The sequence below is a fragment of the Alkalibacterium iburiense genome, assembly GCF_039521845.1.
Lineage (GTDB): Bacteria > Bacillota > Bacilli > Lactobacillales > Carnobacteriaceae_A > Alkalibacterium > Alkalibacterium iburiense.
In genome coordinates this window covers 1-19,239 of the sequence record NZ_BAAACW010000075.1, presented here as the reverse complement: position 1 = coordinate 19,239, position 19,239 = coordinate 1, and the positions used below count along the sequence as shown (strand labels likewise).

Annotated in this window: 17 protein-coding genes; 4 read left to right on the top strand and 13 right to left on the bottom strand. The window is 38.5% G+C overall.

Annotated elements, in window-relative coordinates:
• Nucleotides 1–245: 245 nt before the first annotated feature.
• From ABDZ53_RS06565 to ABDZ53_RS06540, 6 genes are all read right to left on the bottom strand, one after another.
• Complete coding sequence (locus ABDZ53_RS06565; RefSeq protein ID WP_343754826.1) at nucleotides 246–473, bottom strand: DUF1146 family protein; 228 nt, start codon at nucleotides 471–473, stop codon at nucleotides 246–248.
• A gap of 175 nt (nucleotides 474–648) precedes the next feature.
• The gene (gene upp / locus ABDZ53_RS06560; RefSeq protein WP_343754825.1) at nucleotides 649–1,278 is read right to left on the bottom strand and encodes a uracil phosphoribosyltransferase; all 630 of its coding nucleotides are present in this window, start codon (nucleotides 1,276–1,278) and stop codon (nucleotides 649–651) included.
• A gap of 84 nt (nucleotides 1,279–1,362) precedes the next feature.
• On the bottom strand, nucleotides 1,363–2,370 hold the full coding sequence (locus ABDZ53_RS06555) for an L-threonylcarbamoyladenylate synthase (RefSeq protein ID WP_343754824.1): 1,008 nt from the start codon (nucleotides 2,368–2,370) through the stop codon (nucleotides 1,363–1,365).
• Between the two features lie 3 nt (nucleotides 2,371–2,373).
• On the bottom strand, nucleotides 2,374–3,243 hold the full coding sequence (gene prmC / locus ABDZ53_RS06550; RefSeq protein WP_343754823.1) for a peptide chain release factor N(5)-glutamine methyltransferase: 870 nt from the start codon (nucleotides 3,241–3,243) through the stop codon (nucleotides 2,374–2,376).
• Nucleotides 3,233–4,312, bottom strand: coding sequence for a peptide chain release factor 1 (gene prfA, locus ABDZ53_RS06545; RefSeq protein WP_343754828.1), 1,080 nt, complete (start codon nucleotides 4,310–4,312; stop codon nucleotides 3,233–3,235). The genes prmC and prfA overlap by 11 nt, the downstream gene beginning before the upstream one ends.
• Nucleotides 4,313–4,360: 48 nt before the next feature.
• Nucleotides 4,361–4,939 carry a thymidine kinase gene (locus ABDZ53_RS06540; protein WP_343754822.1) on the bottom strand — a complete coding sequence of 193 codons (579 nt, stop codon included), beginning with the start codon at nucleotides 4,937–4,939 and terminating at the stop codon, nucleotides 4,361–4,363.
• A 196-nt stretch (nucleotides 4,940–5,135) separates the two neighbouring features.
• Here ABDZ53_RS06540 and manA point away from each other — a divergent pair, with 196 nt between their 5' ends.
• Nucleotides 5,136–6,086, top strand: a complete 951-nt coding sequence (manA, locus tag ABDZ53_RS06535; RefSeq protein WP_343754821.1) for a mannose-6-phosphate isomerase, class I — start codon at nucleotides 5,136–5,138, stop codon at nucleotides 6,084–6,086.
• Nucleotides 6,087–6,173: 87 nt separating this feature from the next.
• Here manA and ABDZ53_RS06530 read toward each other — a convergent pair whose 3' ends face one another.
• From ABDZ53_RS06530 to ABDZ53_RS06515, 4 genes are all read right to left on the bottom strand, one after another.
• Nucleotides 6,174–8,030, bottom strand: a complete 1,857-nt coding sequence (locus ABDZ53_RS06530; protein WP_343754820.1) for an ABC transporter ATP-binding protein — start codon at nucleotides 8,028–8,030, stop codon at nucleotides 6,174–6,176.
• Nucleotides 8,030–9,751: an ABC transporter ATP-binding protein gene (locus tag ABDZ53_RS06525; RefSeq protein ID WP_343754819.1), complete on the bottom strand. Its 1,722-nt coding sequence runs from the start codon at nucleotides 9,749–9,751 to the stop codon at nucleotides 8,030–8,032. Before ABDZ53_RS06525 ends, ABDZ53_RS06530 begins: the two co-directional genes overlap by 1 nt.
• A complete protein-coding gene (locus ABDZ53_RS06520; RefSeq protein ID WP_343754818.1) occupies nucleotides 9,748–10,398 on the bottom strand; it encodes a TetR/AcrR family transcriptional regulator in 651 nt (216 codons plus the stop codon). Before ABDZ53_RS06520 ends, ABDZ53_RS06525 begins: the two co-directional genes overlap by 4 nt.
• 137 nt (nucleotides 10,399–10,535) lie before the next feature.
• Nucleotides 10,536–11,735, bottom strand: a complete 1,200-nt coding sequence (locus ABDZ53_RS06515) for an AI-2E family transporter (protein ID WP_343754817.1) — start codon at nucleotides 11,733–11,735, stop codon at nucleotides 10,536–10,538.
• Nucleotides 11,736–11,952: 217 nt separating this feature from the next.
• Between ABDZ53_RS06515 and ABDZ53_RS06510 the strand changes: the two genes are divergently transcribed.
• Both ABDZ53_RS06510 and ABDZ53_RS06505 read left to right on the top strand, forming a co-directional pair.
• The gene (locus ABDZ53_RS06510; protein WP_343754816.1) at nucleotides 11,953–12,990 is read left to right on the top strand and encodes a lactonase family protein; all 1,038 of its coding nucleotides are present in this window, start codon (nucleotides 11,953–11,955) and stop codon (nucleotides 12,988–12,990) included.
• 87 nt (nucleotides 12,991–13,077) lie between these two features.
• Nucleotides 13,078–13,701 carry a flavin reductase family protein gene (locus tag ABDZ53_RS06505; RefSeq protein ID WP_343754815.1) on the top strand — a complete coding sequence of 208 codons (624 nt, stop codon included), beginning with the start codon at nucleotides 13,078–13,080 and terminating at the stop codon, nucleotides 13,699–13,701.
• Nucleotides 13,702–13,779: 78 nt separating this feature from the next.
• On the opposite strand, the gene ABDZ53_RS06500 is transcribed toward ABDZ53_RS06505, so the two are convergent.
• Nucleotides 13,780–14,286 (bottom strand): PTS sugar transporter subunit IIA, encoded by a 507-nt coding sequence (locus ABDZ53_RS06500; RefSeq protein WP_343754814.1) that lies wholly within the window; start codon nucleotides 14,284–14,286, stop codon nucleotides 13,780–13,782.
• Between the two features lie 191 nt (nucleotides 14,287–14,477).
• Here ABDZ53_RS06500 and ABDZ53_RS06495 point away from each other — a divergent pair, with 191 nt between their 5' ends.
• Complete coding sequence (locus ABDZ53_RS06495) at nucleotides 14,478–15,302, top strand: undecaprenyl-diphosphate phosphatase (RefSeq protein WP_343754827.1); 825 nt, start codon at nucleotides 14,478–14,480, stop codon at nucleotides 15,300–15,302.
• 53 nt (nucleotides 15,303–15,355) lie between these two features.
• Here the strand turns inward: ABDZ53_RS06495 and ABDZ53_RS06490 are convergent, their stop codons facing one another.
• Together ABDZ53_RS06490 and ABDZ53_RS06485 are read right to left on the bottom strand one after the other, a co-directional pair.
• Nucleotides 15,356–16,606, bottom strand: coding sequence for a solute carrier family 23 protein (locus ABDZ53_RS06490; RefSeq protein ID WP_343754813.1), 1,251 nt, complete (start codon nucleotides 16,604–16,606; stop codon nucleotides 15,356–15,358).
• A gap of 105 nt (nucleotides 16,607–16,711) precedes the next feature.
• A complete protein-coding gene (locus ABDZ53_RS06485) occupies nucleotides 16,712–19,150 on the bottom strand; it encodes a glycogen/starch/alpha-glucan phosphorylase (RefSeq protein WP_343754812.1) in 2,439 nt (812 codons plus the stop codon).
• Between the last annotated feature and the right edge of the window lie 89 nt (nucleotides 19,151–19,239).

Here is a 19,239-nt window from a genome sequence, read left to right as displayed (position 1 = left end):
GTATCCTATTTGGGAATATCATACCTTCGAACAGGAATAATCTGATTTTTCATAGAACTTTTGGCATTACCTTTTACGAATCAGGGAAACCAACCAATTATGATTCTTTTTAGTCTGTAATGTTTCATCATTTTTTAGTTTATATAGATCTTGAATAGTATAACAGAAAGTATTTTAAAGGGAAACGTCTTGTAATCCCTTCCCAAATGACAATTTTATGACATTCATTCCTGTCATCTCATCTGTTAAAACAATAATACGTTCTGAATAGAAAGTATGAAGTCGATGAAAAATTGACTGACTGTATAACCTAAGGCAATTGCTACTAGTATATATAATGTCCGTGCTTGTGGTATGTGGTATTTTTTTATTAAGGCATCTGTTCTTAAAGATTGTAGTGACCAGAACGCTATTAATATAAAAAATATGTGTGATATTAAATGAATAATAGATTGCAAAGTTATAAGTGACATGTCTCTCATCTCATCCTTTCGAATTCATATTATCACAGAAATGTGACAATTTCATTTAGAATGCTCATAAGTATGCAATAACACGCTTACATGAGAACTTTTTTATATTCACAAAAAAAGGCACTGATAAATTTGTCCTAATTTATCAGTGCCTTTGTATTTATTTGGTTAAGGACTACATTGTTCCGTATAAACGATCGCCTGCATCACCTAAACCAGGAAGTATATACCCTTTTTCATTTAGTCTTTCGTCAAGTGCAGCTGTGTAGATATCTACATCCGGATGGGCTTCCTCAAGTACTTTTACACCTTCTGGTGCAGCTACTAAGCAAACGAATTTGATGTTATTTGCTCCACGCTTTTTAAGGGCATCAATGGCTGCAACTGCTGATCCACCTGTTGCTAACATAGGATCAACCACGAGCATTTGTCTTTCTTCCAAACCGGAAGGCAATTTCACGAAATACTCAACAGGTTCCATTGTTTCTTGGTCACGGTACATACCTACGTGTCCAACTTTTGCTGCTGGGATTAAATCTAACATCCCATCTACCATCCCTAATCCTGCTCTTAAAATAGGGACGATGACTACTTTTTTACCAGCTAATTGTTTTTGTACGGATTTTACTAGAGGAGTTTCAATCTCTACATCTTCTACCGGCATTTCTCTAGACACCTCATACGCTAAGAGACGGGCAATCTCGTTAACCACTTCTCTAAAATATTTAGTTCCAGTGTTTTTATCCCTAATGATAGTCAATTTATGTTGAATGAGTGGGTGATCAATTACTTGTAGTTTTCCCATGATTTAACTCCTTTTATTCCTATTTTATTCCTATACTATTGTACAGAAAGAACGTATCAGTTTCCAGCAGTATTCTTCGAAACTTTATATTCTTTTCTCAGCCGCTTTTCCCAGCCGATTCATATAGGCTGTTCCAATCCCTTTTTCTTCGTATGCTTCAGCTAAAATGATAGTCACATCTGAATCATCTAACTCTCTCATAGCTTGGTATAGCAAAGAAGCGGCCTGATCTGGATTGCTTTTTTGTCCAATTGAAAAATAAAGACGGGCGGGGGTATCCCAATCATCCTTATTGTCTTCGCTGGCAATGATACCCACTTTTTCTCCTTTAGCTTCTAACTCAGATAGGATTGCTTGGCTTTCTTCAATAGACGAAGGCAATATCCAAACGGGTTTTTCAGGAGAATAATGACGGTATTTCATGCCAGGAGACTTGGGTGCAGCCTCAGGATTAGACAAGTGGGTGTCGACACCCACCTTACCTATCACCTTTTCCAACTCTTCTTGTGACACACCGCCCGGTCTTAATATCATCGGGTTCTTTGGATCTGTTAAATCCAATACAGTGGATTCCAACCCAACTCCTGTTAGTCCTCCGTCAATGATGCCAGTTATTTTTCCATCCAAATCTCTTTTAACATGTTCAGCCGAAGTCGGACTAGGTTTTCCAGATGAATTCGCACTCGGAGCCGCTAATGGCAGACCAACAGCTTCGATTAATTTTAGAGCTATAGGGTGATTCGGCATACGTACACCTACAGTACTTAATCCTCCCGTTACAGAAAGAGCGAGTGGCCCCTTTTTTTCAAGAATAATCGTACACGGTCCAGGCCAAAAATGATCCATGACTTGTCTCGCTTTTTCAGGAATCGTTTGGACATAATCGGCTACTTGTTCCCGACTTGAGACATGAATAATCAGTGGGTTATCAGACGGTCTTCCCTTTGCCTGAAATATTTTCCTTACCGCCTCTTCATTCGTTGCAACAGCACCTAGACCGTAGACCGTTTCGGTCGGAAAAGCTACAACGTCTCCTTTTTTCAAATGAGCTGCGGCGTTGGCTATATCAGCCTCGCTCCAAATTTCAGTCATATATTAGTCCTCCTTCCCACTACTTTTTATGCAGACTGCTCTGTCATGCTCATTATAATCTTTCCATATGTCTATCCTTGCGCTGGGGAAGGCTTCTTCAAATAGTTTTTTTACAGCTAAACCTTGTTTGTACCCTATTTCAAGTATGATGGTGCCAGACTTATTCAAATAATCAGAAAGAGTACAGGCTAGCTCTTTGTAAAAAAATAAGCCTTCTTCTTCGGCAAACAAAGCTTCTTTCGGTTCGTAAGCTAAAACGGACTCATCCATTTCTCTCCATTCATCTTTTCCAATATAAGGAGGGTTAGACACAATGAGATCAAATCTTCCCTTTACATTTTTAATCATGTCACTTTTTTGAAAGGTGACATCTGCTCCTAAATTTTCTGCATTTTGTCTGGCTACAGCCAAGGTGTCTTCATTGATATCAACGGCTGTTACCTCATCCTGTTTTCTTTCCAGTTTATGCGATATGGCTAGCACCCCACTGCCTGTCCCAATATCAAGAACCCGAAGCGACTTGCTTGGGAGTTGTTTAATATAGCGATCAAACCACTCCTCTGTTTCTGGTCGAGGGATTAACGTATGAGGGGTCACTTTAAATTGTCGATCATAAAACCACTCATGCCCGACAATATACTGAGCCGGCTTTCCAGTCGAAGCTTCCAGAACGTCTTTTATAAAAAGGGTTTTGTGTTCTTCTGGCATGTGTTGTCTTTGCTTGATTAAGATATCTGTCAAGCTCATGGAAAACTGCTCTTTCAGTAACCATTGAGCGATATGGGGGCTTTTTTGGTTCTTTTCTAAAAAAAAGGAAGCCCGGTTGAGGACTTCCCCATATGTTGAGGCTTTTTTAATAGCTTCAATGCTCATTTTTTAACTGCTCCATTTTTTCTGACTGTTCCCATAATAATAAAGCTTCTATAAATTCGTCTAATTTCCCGGATAAAATTTGATCTAGCTTTTGAATCGTTAAATTGATTCGGTGATCCGTTACACGGCTCTGTGGGAAATTATAGGTACGAATGCGCTCTGAACGGTCACCCGTTCCAATGGCAGATTTTCTCTCTGCATCCACTTCCGCTTGGGCTTCTTGAGTAATCTTGTCATACACACGTGAACGCAAGACTTTCATCGCTTTTTCTCGGTTTTTCAATTGAGATCGTTCATCTTGCATAGCCACAACAATTCCTGTGGGTTCGTGAGTGAGACGAACAGCTGAAGCCGTTTTGTTTACGTGCTGTCCCCCTGCTCCACTCGCATGATAGATATCTACACGAATATCATTTTCATCAATATCTACTTCTACATCTTCTGCTTCTGGCATAACAACAACAGTTGCTGTAGATGTGTGGATTCTTCCTTGTGATTCTGTTGTTGGCACTCGCTGAACACGGTGGGCCCCGTTCTCAAACTTTAATTTAGAATAAACGTTTGAACCGGTAATCATTAAGATGATTTCTTTATAGCCCCCTATTCCATTAGAGTTGGCATCCAGTACTTCTGTTTTCCATCCCTGAGAATCAGCATAGCGCTGGTACATTTCAAATAAATCTGCCGCAAATAGCTGAGCTTCGTCTCCTCCAGCCGCTCCTCTAATTTCCATGATGACGTTTCTTTCATCATTCTCATCTTTGGGCAGTAGAAGAATTTTCAGCTCATCTTCTAACTCGGCTATTTCTGCTTCAAGAGCTGTGCGCTCTTCTTTAGCCAGCTCTTCCATCTCTTTATCCAGAGCTTCGTTTAACATTTCTTCTGTGTCTTCTAATTCAGATTTGACTTCTTTATAGCGTTTATAGGTTGAAACAGTTTCTCGAAGTTTCGCTTCTTCCTTACTTAAATTCATCAAACGGGTGGTGTCACTAATCACGTCAGGGTCACTTAACAGTTCATTTAATTCGTCATATCGAATGACCACTTCTTCTAATCGTTCTATAAACATATCCATATCCTCATTCGCTCCTTTCGTAGTGTCTTATCGGTTGAGTGTTTAATTGGTGTGGATTGGAGGATTTTTATAGTGTTTTCGGCATACCGGATAATAAGACTCGTTTCCGCCAATAACAATCTGTTCTCCTGTATAAACAGGCTTGCCATCGTGCATGCGCATATTCATAATCGCTTTTTTATGGCAGAACCAGCATATTGTTTTCATCTCTTCAATTTTATCAGCTAGTATCAGTAATTGTTGAGAACCTTCAAAAAGCTGGTTCATAAAATCATTTTTTAAACCAAATGCCATGACAGGGATATCTAACTCATCCACTATTTGCGCCAGCTGATCCACATGTTCTTTTTTCAGAAACTGGGCTTCATCAATTAACACACAGGCAATGGGCCCTTCCATTTCTTGTACATGTGAGAAAATATTGGTCTCTTCAGTAACAGGATGAGCATCCCTTTTCAATCCAATGCGACTCGATATAACGCCTATGCCCTCTCTATTATCAACGGCGCTTGTAAATAAAACAACGGGCTTGTTTTGTTCCTCATAATTATGTGCTACTTTTAATATTTCAATCGACTTTCCGCTATTCATGGCTCCGTATCGGAAAAATAATTGTGCCATCTCATTCCCACTCTCTCTATTATACTGCCTCAATGAAGATTTTACACATAAAGGCTATAATCCTAATAAATTATAAGTGAAGACGCCTAAAAGTACAAGGAGCAATTCATCTCTCATTGCTCATTCAGACTAAATAATAGTTCATTCATTCTATAAATATATGCTACACTTAGAGAAAAGAGAGAGGAGATTTAAAATGACAGAACCATTATTTTTAAAAGGCGTGTTTAAAGAAAAATTGTGGGGTGGAAATAAATTAAAAGAACACTTTAACTACTCGATTCCTAGTGATAGAACAGGTGAACTATGGGCAATCAGTGCGCATAAAAACGGAGCAAGTACAGTGATGAATGGCGAACATAAAGGGAAGACCCTGACAGAGTTATTCGCTTCTCATAAAGAGCTGTTTGGCCATACAACGGAAGAGGTTTTTCCTTTATTAACAAAAATCATTGATGCCCAATCTGATTTATCTGTTCAGGTACATCCAGACGATGCCTATGGTATGGAGCATGAAGGCGAGTTAGGTAAAACAGAATGTTGGTATGTCATCGATGCAGAAGAAGGAGCCGAAATAGTTTACGGTCATCAGGCTGAATCATTAGAAGAGCTTAAAAGAGCCATTGATGAAGGCGACTGGGATAACTTACTCACACGTGTGAAAGTGAAAGCCGGAGACTTTTTCTATGTGCCGAGTGGGACGATACACGCTATCGGCGGTGGCGTCATGATTTTAGAAACGCAACAGTCCAGTGATACGACTTACCGCGTATACGACTATGATCGTGTCCAGGATGACGGTGAGAAAAGGGAACTGCATATTGAAGATTCACTGGCAGTGACGACTGTTCCCCATGTGGATCCTTCTCTCACTTATAAACAGACTCAAACAGATGCACTGGAACGGACAGAACTCGTTTCCAACTCGTTTTTCTCTGTTGAGGAGTGGAAAGTGGATGGAAAAGCCTCCTTTACAAAAGAAGCCCCTTATACCTTAGTCAGCATTTTAGATGGAAACGGAACATTGGATGTGAATGGACAAGCCTATCCGTGTGAAAAAGGCGACCACTTTATTCTACCTTCTCCTGTTGCAGAGTGGTCTTTAGACGGCTTTTTCCATATCATTGCGTCTACACCAGGAAATTAATCACTCTTAATTCATTCTATATTTATATAAAAGAAAGAAGTCCTCTACCCATTCATAAGGTTTAGAGGACTTCTTCTTTCATTTAATTTAAATAGCTTCTACTGCATCGTCCACAGATGAAAACTGGGAATTGTATAGGTCAGCGTAGAATCCTTGTTGTTCCATCAATTCATCATGACTGCCTGTTTCAATGACATCCCCTTGGTTCATAACTATAATTTTATCTGCATCTCTGATTGTAGATAGACGGTGAGCCACGACGAAACTTGTTCGTCCTTCCAATAATTTGTTCATAGCTTTTTGAATGAGTATTTCAGTACGGGTATCCACACTGGATGTCGCTTCATCTAAAATGAGAACATCTGGATCTTGTAAGAAGGCTCGAGCAATCGTAATTAACTGCCTTTGTCCTTGTGAGATATTTGTTCCTTCTTCATTCAATATCGTTTGGTAGCCTTTGGGCAGACGACGGACAAAATCATCCACGTGAGCTGCTTTAGACGCTTCTAAAATCGTTTGTTCATCTAACCCTTCACTTCCATAGACAATGTTATCCCAAATGGTTCCATTAAATAACCAGGTGTCTTGCAGCACCATGGAAAACTCTCTACGCAACTCTTCTTTTGGAATATCGCGCGTGTCCACACCCTCGTATCGGATGCTTCCACCTTTCACATCGTAAAAGCGTTCGAGTAAGTTTATCAACGTCGTTTTTCCTGCTCCTGTTGGACCTACAATAGCAGTCATTTCGCCTTCTTTAACGCTAAGATTAAAGTCTGTCATCAGGAGTGGCTCATCTGGCCCCCCATATCCGAACTGAACATGTTCAAATTCAACTTTATAAGGAGTATTCTTTTTAGGCTCTACTCCAGACGGTTCTTCTGACATTTCTTCTTCATCAAGAACTTCAAATATACGTTCCGCTGAAGCAATCGTGACTTGCACCGTATTAGCCAAGTTAGCCAGTTGACGCATCGGTTGACTGAATTGGTTGACATATTGGATAAAAGCTTGAATTTCCCCTATCGCCATCGTCCCATTAGCCACCCCTATGGCTCCGACAATCGCCACACCTAAATAGCCGATGTCTCTTGAGAAACTCATAAGCGGCATCATGATTCCAGAATAAAACTGGGCCTTCCATGACGCTTCATTTAGCTTGCTGCTCTGTTCAATAAATTTCTTAATTTCCGTGTCTTCTCTATTGTACGTTTTAACCACGGCATGACCTGAAAAGGTTTCTTCAACATGATCATTTAATATCCCTAGTTCTTTCTGTTGAGCAGCAAATTGCTTTTGTGAACGTGGAGCCACTATAGCAATTAAACCTATACTAATAGGAACGGTTAAAACTGTAATAAGAGTCAGCTGAACGTTTAATACTAACATCGTAATGAGTACGGTAATGAACTGAACCACACTAATAGTCAGCTGTGTTAACGACTGTTGAAAGGTGTTGGAAATCTGATCCATATCATTTATCGCACGAGATAAAATGTCACCGGTAGAATTCGTATCGAAATATTCAATCGGCAGGCGACTCATTTTCTCTTTCAGATCTTTTCTTAAGTCATACACTGTCCGTTGAGCAATACGAGCTGTTACAAATTGCTGGAAATAACTGAAGACAGCGGCGGATAAGTAGACGACAATAACAGTAATCATAATATCTCTTAGTAAATCGAAATTAATCGGATAGACAGTTACTGTCTCCCCTGCTTCACGAAGGGCCTGACCTTCCTGTACACCACGATATATTTCAGTTGTGCCTTCCCCCAGTATTCTAGGAGCTTGAGCCGTTAAAATGGTCGCTCCAATAGCCATAATCAACGTGAGTAACAATAGCCAAGATCGAGAAGCCATGTATTTCACTAAACGTCTTGTAGTTCCCCAAAAGTTTTTAGCTTTTCTAGGTCTTAGGTGGGCTTTGGATTGTTTAGCCATTATATCGTCTCTCCTTTCATTTGGGATTCCATAATATCCTGATAGACAGGGTTCGTTGCTTTTAATTCTTCATGAGTACCTTTACCGACTAACTGTCCATTATCCAATACTAATATCGTGTCCGCATCAATAACTGTATTGATACGTTGAGCAATTAATAGAACGATGGAATCTGTCGTTTCCGGTTTAAGCGCTTGTCTTAATTTCGCATCTGTTTTAAAGTCCAAGGCTGAAAACGAATCATCAAAGATATAAATATCTGCTTGAGTGACTAAAGCCCGAGCAATACTTAATCGCTGACGCTGACCTCCTGAGAAGTTGCTTCCCCCTTGTTCCACTCTAGAGTCCAGCCCTTCTGGCAATTGAGAGACAAAGTCAGCTCCTTGAGCTATTTCCAAAGCATGCCAAATTTCTTCATCGGTAGCTTCCGGTTTACCATACTGCATATTCTCACGTATCGTTCCTGAGAACAGCAAGGCTTTCTGAGGAGCATACCCAATTCTGTCTCGTAACTGATTTTGAGTGATATCACGGATATCTACACCATTAATCTTTATAGCACCTGATTCTATATCATATAATCGCAGAACTAAATTGGACAAAGTTGTTTTTCCTGAACCTGTCCCCCCAATAATGGCAACTGTTTCTCCTTTTTTTGCACTGAAGTGGATATCTTCCAGAGCAAGCTTTTCAGCACCGGTATAGCGGAAATCAACATGGTCAAATTCTAATGATACATCCTGATCTGTATCCACTTCTTTTGGTTTTTCTGGATCTAAGATAGATTTAGGGGAATCTAGGACCTCAATGATACGTTCAGCAGCGACTTGTCCTCTTGGTAAGAAGAACAAGACCATAGAGACGTTCATTACGCCAATTAATATTTGCATAGCGTAAGTTAAAAAGGCAACAAGGTTACCCACCTGCATATCTCCTGTACTAATTAACTGCGAACCAAACGAAATGATTAAAATGTTCGTTATACTAATAGCAAAAGTCATAGACGGCATTAAGAAGCCCATGATAGTGAACCCTTTAATGGCAGTATTTCTGAAGTCTTTATTCGCTTCATCAAAGCGTTCTTCTTCATGTTTACTTGTGTTAAAGGCACGTATGACACGAATACCCGTTAATCCTTCTCGGAAAACACGGTTTAATCGGTCTGTCTTCACTTGTAAGGATCTAAAATAAGGGCTGGCATATTTCAATATCAAGCCTAACATGACAGCTAATAGTGGAATGGAAATAACAAAAACGGCGGAAAGTTGAGGTTCACGCTGGTAAGCCATAAATCCTGCTCCAAACATCATGATTGGAGCCATAATCATCATCCGTAAAACTAACATCATGATGAATTGTATCTGCATCACATCATTTGTTGAGCGGGTAATCAATGTAGACGTTCCAAATTGATCTAATTCTTCATTAGAGAAATAGGAAATAATGGTGTACATTTTATTACGAATTCTTTCTCCAAGACCTTGAGATTCTCTTGCAGAAAAGTATACATTCAGTCCTGCTGCCCCAATATTTAAAAAGGTAATCCCTAACATCAAAGCACCCATCCGCAAGATGTAATTAATATCTCCTTGAGCAACACCAAAGTCAATGATGTTCGCTGTAATCGTGGGTAGCATAAGCATACCCAGTACTTGAATTGTCAAGAACACCACTGTTAGAATTACTCTCCATGGGTTCATCATTCTAGCTAATCTAATCATACTTTCTCCTCTTTCTTATAAGTTGGTTCAGCAATGCCAAATGTAATCCACTCCAGTCGTTTAACGAAAAGTTTTTGAGTCTCTTCGACCGATAGTTCTTTCCAAAAACCTTCCATAATCGTATCATTCAGCAGACCTAGAATATATCTTAGAAGATCGACGACGTCTTTATCTGTTTTTAATTTCAGTCCATCTTTTTTCACAATATCTACAATTCTTTTTCCATTCGGCAGCTTTTTCCCTTTGACACTTGTCTTTTCAAAACCAACTCTAGCTTGTTGGTTAATCTGATAATTCATATGCAAGTACATATTTTCAAAGAAACCAAATTTAGGAGATTCCATTATATAAAGGATGTATTTCTCTCCAAATTTTTTATATCCTTTAAAAAAGTCTCCCTCTTCTTCTTCAAAGCTTTTGAACATCAGACGGCGGTAATTGTAATGAAATTTCCCAATTAAATAAAAATACAAATCATTTTTATCTTCAAAATACTGATAAAAGCTACCTCGTGAAATATTAGAATTTTTTACTATGTTTGATATAGATGCATCGTTTAACGAGCGGGATGAAAATTCTTTCATTGCCCCTGCAATCAATCTTTTTCGTTTTTCTTCCGGCAAATTAAAGAATGTTTGTTTCGGCACACTTGTTCCTCCCATCTTGGTGCTGTCTTAAAATGACAAGGTGTCACATTAAATTATTATATGTGACACCTTGTCATAAAGCAAGAATTTTTTCAATAAGAAAAAAAGCCTTAGGCAATGTAAAGGCTTTTTCCTTCTTAATCATCTTCTGTTGTCTCTACTAATGCCTCATCCGTTGTAATGACATCGTCATCTTCATATAAATCTGAATAGGACTGATACCATCTAAAGAGCATGGATACAATGATTTTTAAAATAGCATATCCCGGGATTCCAAATATCACTCCCGCGACTCCAAATAGTCGTCCGGATATAAGGAGGATAAAAATAATCACTACCGGATGTATTTTCAATGTGTTCCCTATGACTTGGGGAGATATGACTCGATTTTCCAATATCTGTTCAATTCCAAATACAATCAATAGTTTGAACAGCATAAAAGGAGAATGGACAATAGCAATAATGACAGCAGGTATGCCTGCCACAAAAGAGCCTAAATAAGGGATTAAGTTCAGAAATCCGGCAAATATACTCAGTGTTAAAGCGAATTCCAAACCTATAATCGAGTAGCCTGCCCAAAATATAAATCCGACGGCTATGGCTACAATCAACTGCCCCCTGACAAAATAACTCACTTGCTGATTGATTTCCTTAAATAATTTGCTTACAGTTGGCCGAGCTTTAGATGGGATATATTTAAAAATGGCCTTAGGTAATTCTTTCCCTTCTTTCAGCAAGTAATATAAAATAAACGGCATAGTAAATAAAGTGATGACAGCCTGAGTAACGGTTCCAATAAATGTCCCTATACCTCCGACTGTCGCATTAACGACTGAGGACATTTGTGTGGACAAGGTTTCCAAAATTGCTGTTTCTCTTACTTCATCCATGAAGTCTGTGAAAGCCTGTGTATTTAGCAAGGTATCTAGCTGCATCATCAAATTATTCCAATAATTGGGCCAGTTTGTAATAAGAGATTCAAGCTGTTCTTGAATAATAGGAATAATGAAATAAACGCCTCCTGCAATGAGAAGCAAAATAAGACTGGACACGAAAGCAATGGCCGTTAATCGAGAAAACCGTTTCTCCTCCAGCCAATCGACTACAGGATTTAATAAGTAATAAAAAATAATGGCAAAAATAATAGGAGGTCCTATAATTTCAAAAACAAGACCGATTGGACGAAATATGAAGCTAATTCGGGTAAACATATAAATATTTAGAAAGAAAAGAAACGTAATCAATAGTACTGAAACCATTTTGTTGTTAATTATCTTTTTCCAGAACCATGTACTGTTCCATGTAGAAACTGATGGCTTTTTGTCGTGTTCTTTCATCCCTATCACCTATTTTCATAACGTTATCTTTATTTTAGCATAATGGAGGAGTAGAATGGAAAAGAATGCTATTCGATAATGGAAGAACCAGAAAGGTGAGGGTCCCCTTCTGACATTTCCACAAAGAAGTGACCTGGAGTTAATCAATTCTTTTTAACAGGAAAATTAATCTGTTATACTAAGAGAAGAAAAGAAAATGGTTCAAGGAGGAAAAGGAATGACTCAAAAGATATTGCTCGGTACCTATACTAAAAGAGACAGTAAAGGGGTATACAGTATCGAATTGGATCCAGAGACAAAAACACTGGATAGGTTAAAAGAAGAGATAACAAGTGTGGGCAGTCCGACATACCTTGCCGGAAATGATGACTACAGTCTTCTCTTTGCCGTTAACAAAACAGAAGATGGGCAAGGAGGGATTGCCTCATTTAAACGCGGTGATTTAGGCAATTACATTGCTCTAGATACTTATTTAGAAGAAGGAGCCCCACCTTGCTATGTTGCCTATGACAAGCAAAAAGAATTAGTGTATGCAGCCAATTACCATAAAGGTGAAGTCTCTGTTTATTCAGTGGATGAAGAGGGTGCCTTGACACTTCTGGATAAAGTGGCCCACTCCGGCAGTTCTGTTCATGAAAACCAGGATTCTCCGCATGCTCACTATTTTGACTTATCTCCAGATGGAAACTTTTTAATTGCATGTGATTTAGGGACGGATGAAGTGCTGACTTATTCTCTAACTGAAGAGGGGAGATTGAATAAAGTAGCTTCTAAATCTGTCAAGCCAGGCACAGGTCCCCGTCATGTCGTTTTCCACCCTAATAAAAAACAGGCTTATGTCTTTGGAGAATTAAGTAGCGACGTTTTAACTTTTTCATTTGACACTGAAGAAGGAACATTTGAGCACTTGCAGACACTTTCTTCTATCCCAGAAGACCATACGGACTTCAATGGAGGAGCTGCTATACGACTATCATCAGATGGTAAATTTGTATATGCCTCTAATAGAGGACATGATTCCCTTGCTGTCTTTGCTGTAAAAGAAGACGGAACATTAGAGTTAGTCGAGTATGTTCCAACCGAAGGGGAAATTCCGAGAGACTTTAACATTGATCCGACAGATAGGTTTATTGTTGTCGGACACCAGGATTCTGACAATCTCACGCTATTTGAAAGAAATAAAACAGACGGCACATTAACTTTAGTACAGAAAGATGTATATGCGCCTGAAGTTGTCAATGTAGAATTTGTATGATAGATTAAAAGAGGAGACTATCCAGTCTCTTCTTTTTGGTTTTATACTTCGGTTTCGAGGTAATTTATAAGAGAAAAGGGAGTTCATATGTATCATTTTAAATCAGAAGATTTATCTATAAAACAAGAATATAAATTTTTAACTGGCAGTGTCATCCCGCGTCCTGTAGCTTGGGTAACGTCGTTAAACGAAGAGGATGCCATTGTTAACGCTGCTCCATTCAGTTTTTTTAGTATCGCATCCAATCAGGTTCCACTTCTATCTGTATCTATTTTGCGTAGTGGTGAGAAGACCAAAGATACAGCCAGAAATATACTCAATCAAAAAGAAGCAGTGATTCATATCGTTAATCAGGATCTGACAGAAGAAATGAATGAGACGTCTGCTCCAATGGCACCCAATGAAAGTGAACTAGATAGCACAGGTCTCACACTCACTCAAAGCCAATCCGTCAAAGTTCCTGGCATTAAAGAAGCGATGATTCGGTTTGAAACGACACTGTATCAACACATTCCTATTAAAGATGAACAAGATAAAGTCATAACAGACTTATTTTTGTTAAAAGTAACGGACTATTATTTTGATGAACACATCTTTGACTTAGAAAAAGAATACATTCTACCAGACAAACTAAATCCTATTGCCCGTTTAGCCGGTATCGAGTATTCGACTATTGGCGAGATTTTTTCTCTTGTTAGGCCAGTAGAATAGCAGAAAAAAGCACGATAATCAGTCACTTACCTGATTATCGTGCTTTTTTAGTGTCTATTAACCTCAGCTGGTTACGATTTACTTAGCTGATACCGTACCGATTTCTGTACCTCTATCGGTATCTCCTGTAGTTGTTAAATTAAAGTTATCCACTTGATCCATATTCGTAAAGACAACAATAACAGTATTTTCTTTACCGGCAGCTTTTAAGCCTTCCAAATCTACTGTTGAAATTTTTGTATCTGGAGTAACCGTGTCCCCTTCTTTTACTGTTGTATTAAACGGGCCACCTTCTAATTCAACCGTATCAATTCCAATGTGTACCAACACTTCCACACCATTGTCTAATTCTAATCCAACAGCATGCTGTGTCGGAAACACACTCACTACTTTTCCAGAGCCAGGAGCATAAATATCTCCATCACTCGGAACCACTCCAAACCCATCACCCATCATTTTTTGTGAAAAGACAGGGTCATCCACGTCCTCTATTGGTATGACTTTTCCATTTACTAAATTAGTCAACGTTGCTTTCGAGTCCTTCGGTTCATTGTCTTTGCCCTTTAAAAAATCAAATATTCCCATTTTTTCCCCTTCTTTCTTTCAAATTAGTTTATGTGTTACATGAATCTCTACTTATACAATAATTCTACCACATTATTTAGGATTTACTAAACTAAAACGACTAATTAGGAATTTCGTTTCATTTATTATGGCATTTTTCCATGAGATTCGTTATGATAAGAAAGTTAATACTAAGAAAGTTAGGAGAACGTATGGTGTTTATTGAAGTTATTAAATCAATTATATTAGGAATTGTTCAAGGGATAACGGAATGGTTACCAATCAGTAGTACTGGGCATATGATTCTGGTAGATGAATTTTTAGTCCTTAATACGAGTGCAGAGTTTAAAGAAATGTTTTTAGTGGTTATTCAGCTTGCTTCTATACTGGCTGTCATTCTTCTGTACTTTAAAAAGTTGAATCCTTTTGATTCTTCGAAAGATGATGCTCAAAAGAAGGAAACTTGGCATATATGGTATAAAGTCCTTATAGGAATTATACCCGCTGGAGTGTTTGGCTTATTGTTTGAAGACGCAATTCATGAGTTGTTTTATAATTGGTACACTGTTGCCATCGCATTGATTGTTTACGGGATTGCCTTTATTATTATTGAAAAAAGAAATGAAGGGAAAATCCCTCAAATTTCAACTTGGAGTCAGCTCACTTATAAAACAGCTTTAATTATAGGTTTCTTCCAAGTCCTTGCTTTGATACCTGGAACGTCTCGTTCAGGAGCAACCATTGTTGGAGCTATACTTATTGGTACCGCAAGACCTATCGCGGCGGAATATTCTTTCTTTCTTTCCATACCGGTTATGTTAGGTGCCACTTTTCTAAAATTAGTTGGATTTGGTTTTAGTTTCACTCCAGAAGAATTAGCCATCCTCATAGCAGGTTGTATCTTTTCCTTTGTGGTCTCGATTTTCGCCATCAAATTTTTAATGAATTACATCAGAAGAAATGACTTCAGTTCGTTTGGATGGTACCGAATCATCATAGGGATTATAGTGATAGGGTATTTTGGTTTTATAGCTTAATATGACAAAAAAGCAGACTTAAGTTTTTATACTTAAATCTGCTTTTTCATTTATTAGATAAAGAGCCAGGTGGATAAAAGAGTTAGGAAAAACAATCCACTAATTATCCATTGGATCCGATTAAGTCGTTCTTTCTTTCCTATAATCAATTGGATAAACGGATAGAGGATAAATCCATAAGCCATCCCATCTACAATACTACCCGTCACGGGGATTAATACAATAATTAAGAGGATTGGTAACCATTCTAATGTATGAGTGACTCGAATCGTTGTTCCAGCTAAGGACATAGAGACACCTGTCGCTACAATAACTGGTCCGACAGCTTCCGAAGGAATATAAGATAAAAAGGGAGCGATGAACAAAGCTAACAAAAACAAGATACTCGACGTGATGGCCGTTAAGCCTGTTCTTCCTCCTTCTTCCATTCCTGCTCCATTTTCTGCTACTGGTATAGCGGGACTCGTACCTAAGAATCCAGATAGCATACCGGTAACCGCACCTACTTTATAGCTCGGTTCAATTCGTTTGGCATCCTTCAAAAAGGCTTCCACCATTCCAATGGTTTCAAACATTAACAACATGGTGAGAGAAAATACCCCTAACGCGAACTCTATTGAAAACAGCTGACTAAAATCAACTGATCTTACTAGTTCGCCATAATGAAACAAGTGACTCATTTCAAACGAAACTGGTTCAAAAGCAGTATAGGTCATCCCCCAGTAAAGAACAGTCGTAAATAGAATCGTTATTAAGAACGCCCCTTTAACGGCCTTCTTTTTTAAACCCACTAATAGTAACAGTCCTACTATAGAAAGAGTATTCCATTCCAGTCCCCCATCCACAATAATGCCCATGTTTTCCAATCCTATGATAATAAGAAAGAAACCTATACCAGACGTGATAGCTACCTTCAGTCCAGCAGGTATGGATTCACGAAACAGCTTCATGATTCCTAGAAATGCTAACAGAGTAAATAAAAATCCTGCAATCACAACAACAGCTAAGCTTTGCTGCCAGGATAAGCCAATCGCTCCCACTAATGTGAAAGTGAAAAAGGTATTCTCACCCATTCCCGGTGCCATAACAAGTGGCGCATTCGCAAACCATCCCATACAGAAACTACCGATAATTGAAATGAAAATCGTGGCATAAATACTATAATGTGATGGAACTCCTGCTTCTTGCAGAATCATGGGATTAACAAATAGAATATAAGAGATAGAAAAAAAGGTCACTAGGCCCGCTAACACTTCTTGTTTTACGGTTGTTTGGTAATCTTCTAACTGAAATCTTTTAAACATAACATCTTCCTTACATACAATTCTTATGACACACCTTAGTTTATCAGGAGAGGTCTAAAAAGAAAAGAAAAAACGTGCTCCCATATGTAGAAGCACGTTTTCATATTAAGCTAAAGGTTCATCTAATGGCTGAACGCCTTCGTCTCCCGTAAAGTACTGTTTCACTTTCCAGATATCGTCAGCATACCGCTTAATCGTGTAGTCAGCTGAAAATGGGGCAGATGACGCAATATTCAGTAATGATTTTCGTGTCCATTCCATTGGTTTGGCATATAAGGCGTCAGCCCTATTCTGGGCATCGACATACGATTCAAAGTCTTTCAACACAAAATATTCGTCATTGTAATGAACTAGAGAGTCGAATATGGCTGAACCTTCACCATTTAAACCAGGAATAGTCCCGTCTTTTAAAGCATCCAGTACTCTTCTTAGTTGTTCATTCGTTTCGTACAACTCTTTTGACTGATAACTTTGATTAGCTTTTAATTCATATACTTCTTTATCCGTCAATCCAAAAATAAAGATATTATCCTCACCGACAAAATCTTTAATCTCGATATTCGCTCCGTCTAGAGTGGCCATCGTTAAGGCGCCGTTTGCCATTAATTTCATATTGCTTGTCCCTGACGCTTCCATACTGGCTAAAGATATCTGTTCACCAATATCCGCTGCAGGAATAATTTTTTCAGCTAACGAGACACCGTAGTTTTCGAAAAAGACGACTTTCAGCTTATCTCCAATATCCGGATCGTTATTGACCAAGTCTGCAATAGAGTTAATGACTTTGATAATCTGTTTGGCATACACGTAACTTGGAGCAGCTTTGGCTCCGAAAATAAAGACTCGAGGAACGACTTCTTTATCCGGGTTCCGTTTAATCTCCAAGTAACGATGTAAAATGTGCAGTGCATTTAAATGTTGTCGCTTATAGGCATGCAGCCGCTTGATTTGAACATCAAATAACGCACGAGGATTCACTTGAATCCCTTTAACTTCTTCTATATAGTCAGCTAATCGTTTTTTGTTATTTAATTTAATCTCAGCCACTTGTTTCAAGGTCTCTTCATCTTGTTCAAAGCCTTTAAACACCTTCAATTCAGCCGGATTTCTTTTCCACTCTTCTCCGATTTTTTCATCAATGAGTGCTGTTAATTCGGGATTAGCCAAATGAACCCATCGTCTTTGGGTAATCCCGTTTGTTTTATTGTTAAAACGTTCAGGATAAATTTCAAAGAAATCCTTAAGCACGTCACTCATTAAAATATCTGTGTGCAATTTAGCTACACCGTTAACACTATGACTTCCAATTACAGCTAAATGAGCCATATTCACTACACCATTTTGTAAAATCGCCGTTTGCCAAGTGATACGTTCACCGTATAACGGCAAGTGATAATCTACAAAACGTCGATTAATCTCTTCAATAATCATGTATATTCTAGGAAGCAGCTCTTTCATCATGTCAATCGGCCACTTTTCCAAAGCTTCACGTAGAATCGTGTGATTCGTATAACTGCATGTTTTTTGAGTGATTTCCCATGCCTGGTCCCAAGTCAGATGCTCTTCATCCATTAAAATCCGCATCAATTCAGGGATAGCTAGTGCTGGATGCGTATCATTGATATGAATAGCTATTTTATCCGGTATATTCTTTCTAGGTACATTGTATTTTCTGAAATGACGAATAATAGATTGCACCCCAGCAGAAACCATAAAATATTCTTGCTTTAATCTTAAGAGCTGCCCTTCATAATTTGAATCATCTGGATACAATACTTGTGTAATTTCACTGATCGGTTGGATTTCATCCAGAGTATGATAATTCGCTTCTTCTTCAACTGGGATTTCTGCGGACCATAAGCGCAGGTTGTTTACTTTGTTGTTACGGTATCCCACCATTGGTGTATCATAGGGAACCGCTAATACGTTTAATGTGTTTTCATACTTTGCTTCATAGTAGCCTTTATCGTTAGGCTCTAACCACACATTCCCGCCAAATCGGACAAGGCAGGTCGATTTATTGTTTCGCGTTTCCCACACATTTCTGTTTCGGAGCCAATTTTCGGGCACTTCGACTTGATACCCATCCACAAACTTTTGTCTGAATAACCCATATTGATACCTAATGCCGTTCCCATTCCCTGGAATACTTAATGACGCGAGGGAATCCATGAAGCAAGATGCGAGACGTCCTAATCCGCCATTTCCCAATGCGGGATCTGCTTCAGCTTCGGCTATAGAATCAAAAGACAAATCCAATTCAGTCAAACCTTCTTTAATGATATCCAAAATGCCCAGGTTGTACGCATTGTTTCTCAACTGTCTTCCTGGAAGAAATTCCATGGAAAAGTAATACACTTGTTTTGCCCCTTCTTTAATGTAGCTCTCCCTTGTTTCCTTCCAATGACGTGATAAATAATTTTTAATGAATATGCCTAAAGCCGTATAGTGTTGTTCCGTTGTCCCTTCTTCATATGAATAAGCGAACATGGTTTGAAATTGTGTTTTATATTCTTCAATGAATTCCTGCACTGTTAAGTTCATTTACATCCCTCCATGATTATTAACGTATTTACAAATTTTTTACTGTTTTTATTCTGTTTATCTACTTTAAACGTTGTTATTACAACAAA

Bases quoted from the DNA above. Each gene is read 5' to 3' on its own strand.
- ABDZ53_RS06565 (WP_343754826.1), bottom strand. From the start codon at position 473: ATGTCACTTATAACTTTGCAATCTATTATTCATTTAATATCACACATA.
- upp (WP_343754825.1), bottom strand. From the start codon at position 1,278: ATGGGAAAACTACAAGTAATTGATCACCCACTCATTCAACATAAATTG.
- ABDZ53_RS06555 (WP_343754824.1), bottom strand. From the start codon at position 2,370: ATGACTGAAATTTGGAGCGAGGCTGATATAGCCAACGCCGCAGCTCAT.
- prmC (WP_343754823.1), bottom strand. From the start codon at position 3,243: ATGAGCATTGAAGCTATTAAAAAAGCCTCAACATATGGGGAAGTCCTC.
- prfA (WP_343754828.1), bottom strand. From the start codon at position 4,312: ATGTTTATAGAACGATTAGAAGAAGTGGTCATTCGATATGACGAATTA.
- ABDZ53_RS06540 (WP_343754822.1), bottom strand. From the start codon at position 4,939: ATGGCACAATTATTTTTCCGATACGGAGCCATGAATAGCGGAAAGTCG.
- manA (WP_343754821.1), top strand. From the start codon at position 5,136: ATGACAGAACCATTATTTTTAAAAGGCGTGTTTAAAGAAAAATTGTGG.
- ABDZ53_RS06530 (WP_343754820.1), bottom strand. From the start codon at position 8,030: ATGGCTAAACAATCCAAAGCCCACCTAAGACCTAGAAAAGCTAAAAAC.
- ABDZ53_RS06525 (WP_343754819.1), bottom strand. From the start codon at position 9,751: ATGATTAGATTAGCTAGAATGATGAACCCATGGAGAGTAATTCTAACA.
- ABDZ53_RS06515 (WP_343754817.1), bottom strand. From the start codon at position 11,735: ATGAAAGAACACGACAAAAAGCCATCAGTTTCTACATGGAACAGTACA.
- ABDZ53_RS06510 (WP_343754816.1), top strand. From the start codon at position 11,953: ATGACTCAAAAGATATTGCTCGGTACCTATACTAAAAGAGACAGTAAA.
- ABDZ53_RS06505 (WP_343754815.1), top strand. From the start codon at position 13,078: ATGTATCATTTTAAATCAGAAGATTTATCTATAAAACAAGAATATAAA.
- ABDZ53_RS06500 (WP_343754814.1), bottom strand. From the start codon at position 14,286: ATGGGAATATTTGATTTTTTAAAGGGCAAAGACAATGAACCGAAGGAC.
- ABDZ53_RS06495 (WP_343754827.1), top strand. From the start codon at position 14,478: ATGGTGTTTATTGAAGTTATTAAATCAATTATATTAGGAATTGTTCAA.
- ABDZ53_RS06490 (WP_343754813.1), bottom strand. From the start codon at position 16,606: ATGTTTAAAAGATTTCAGTTAGAAGATTACCAAACAACCGTAAAACAA.
- ABDZ53_RS06485 (WP_343754812.1), bottom strand. From the start codon at position 19,150: ATGAACTTAACAGTGCAGGAATTCATTGAAGAATATAAAACACAATTT.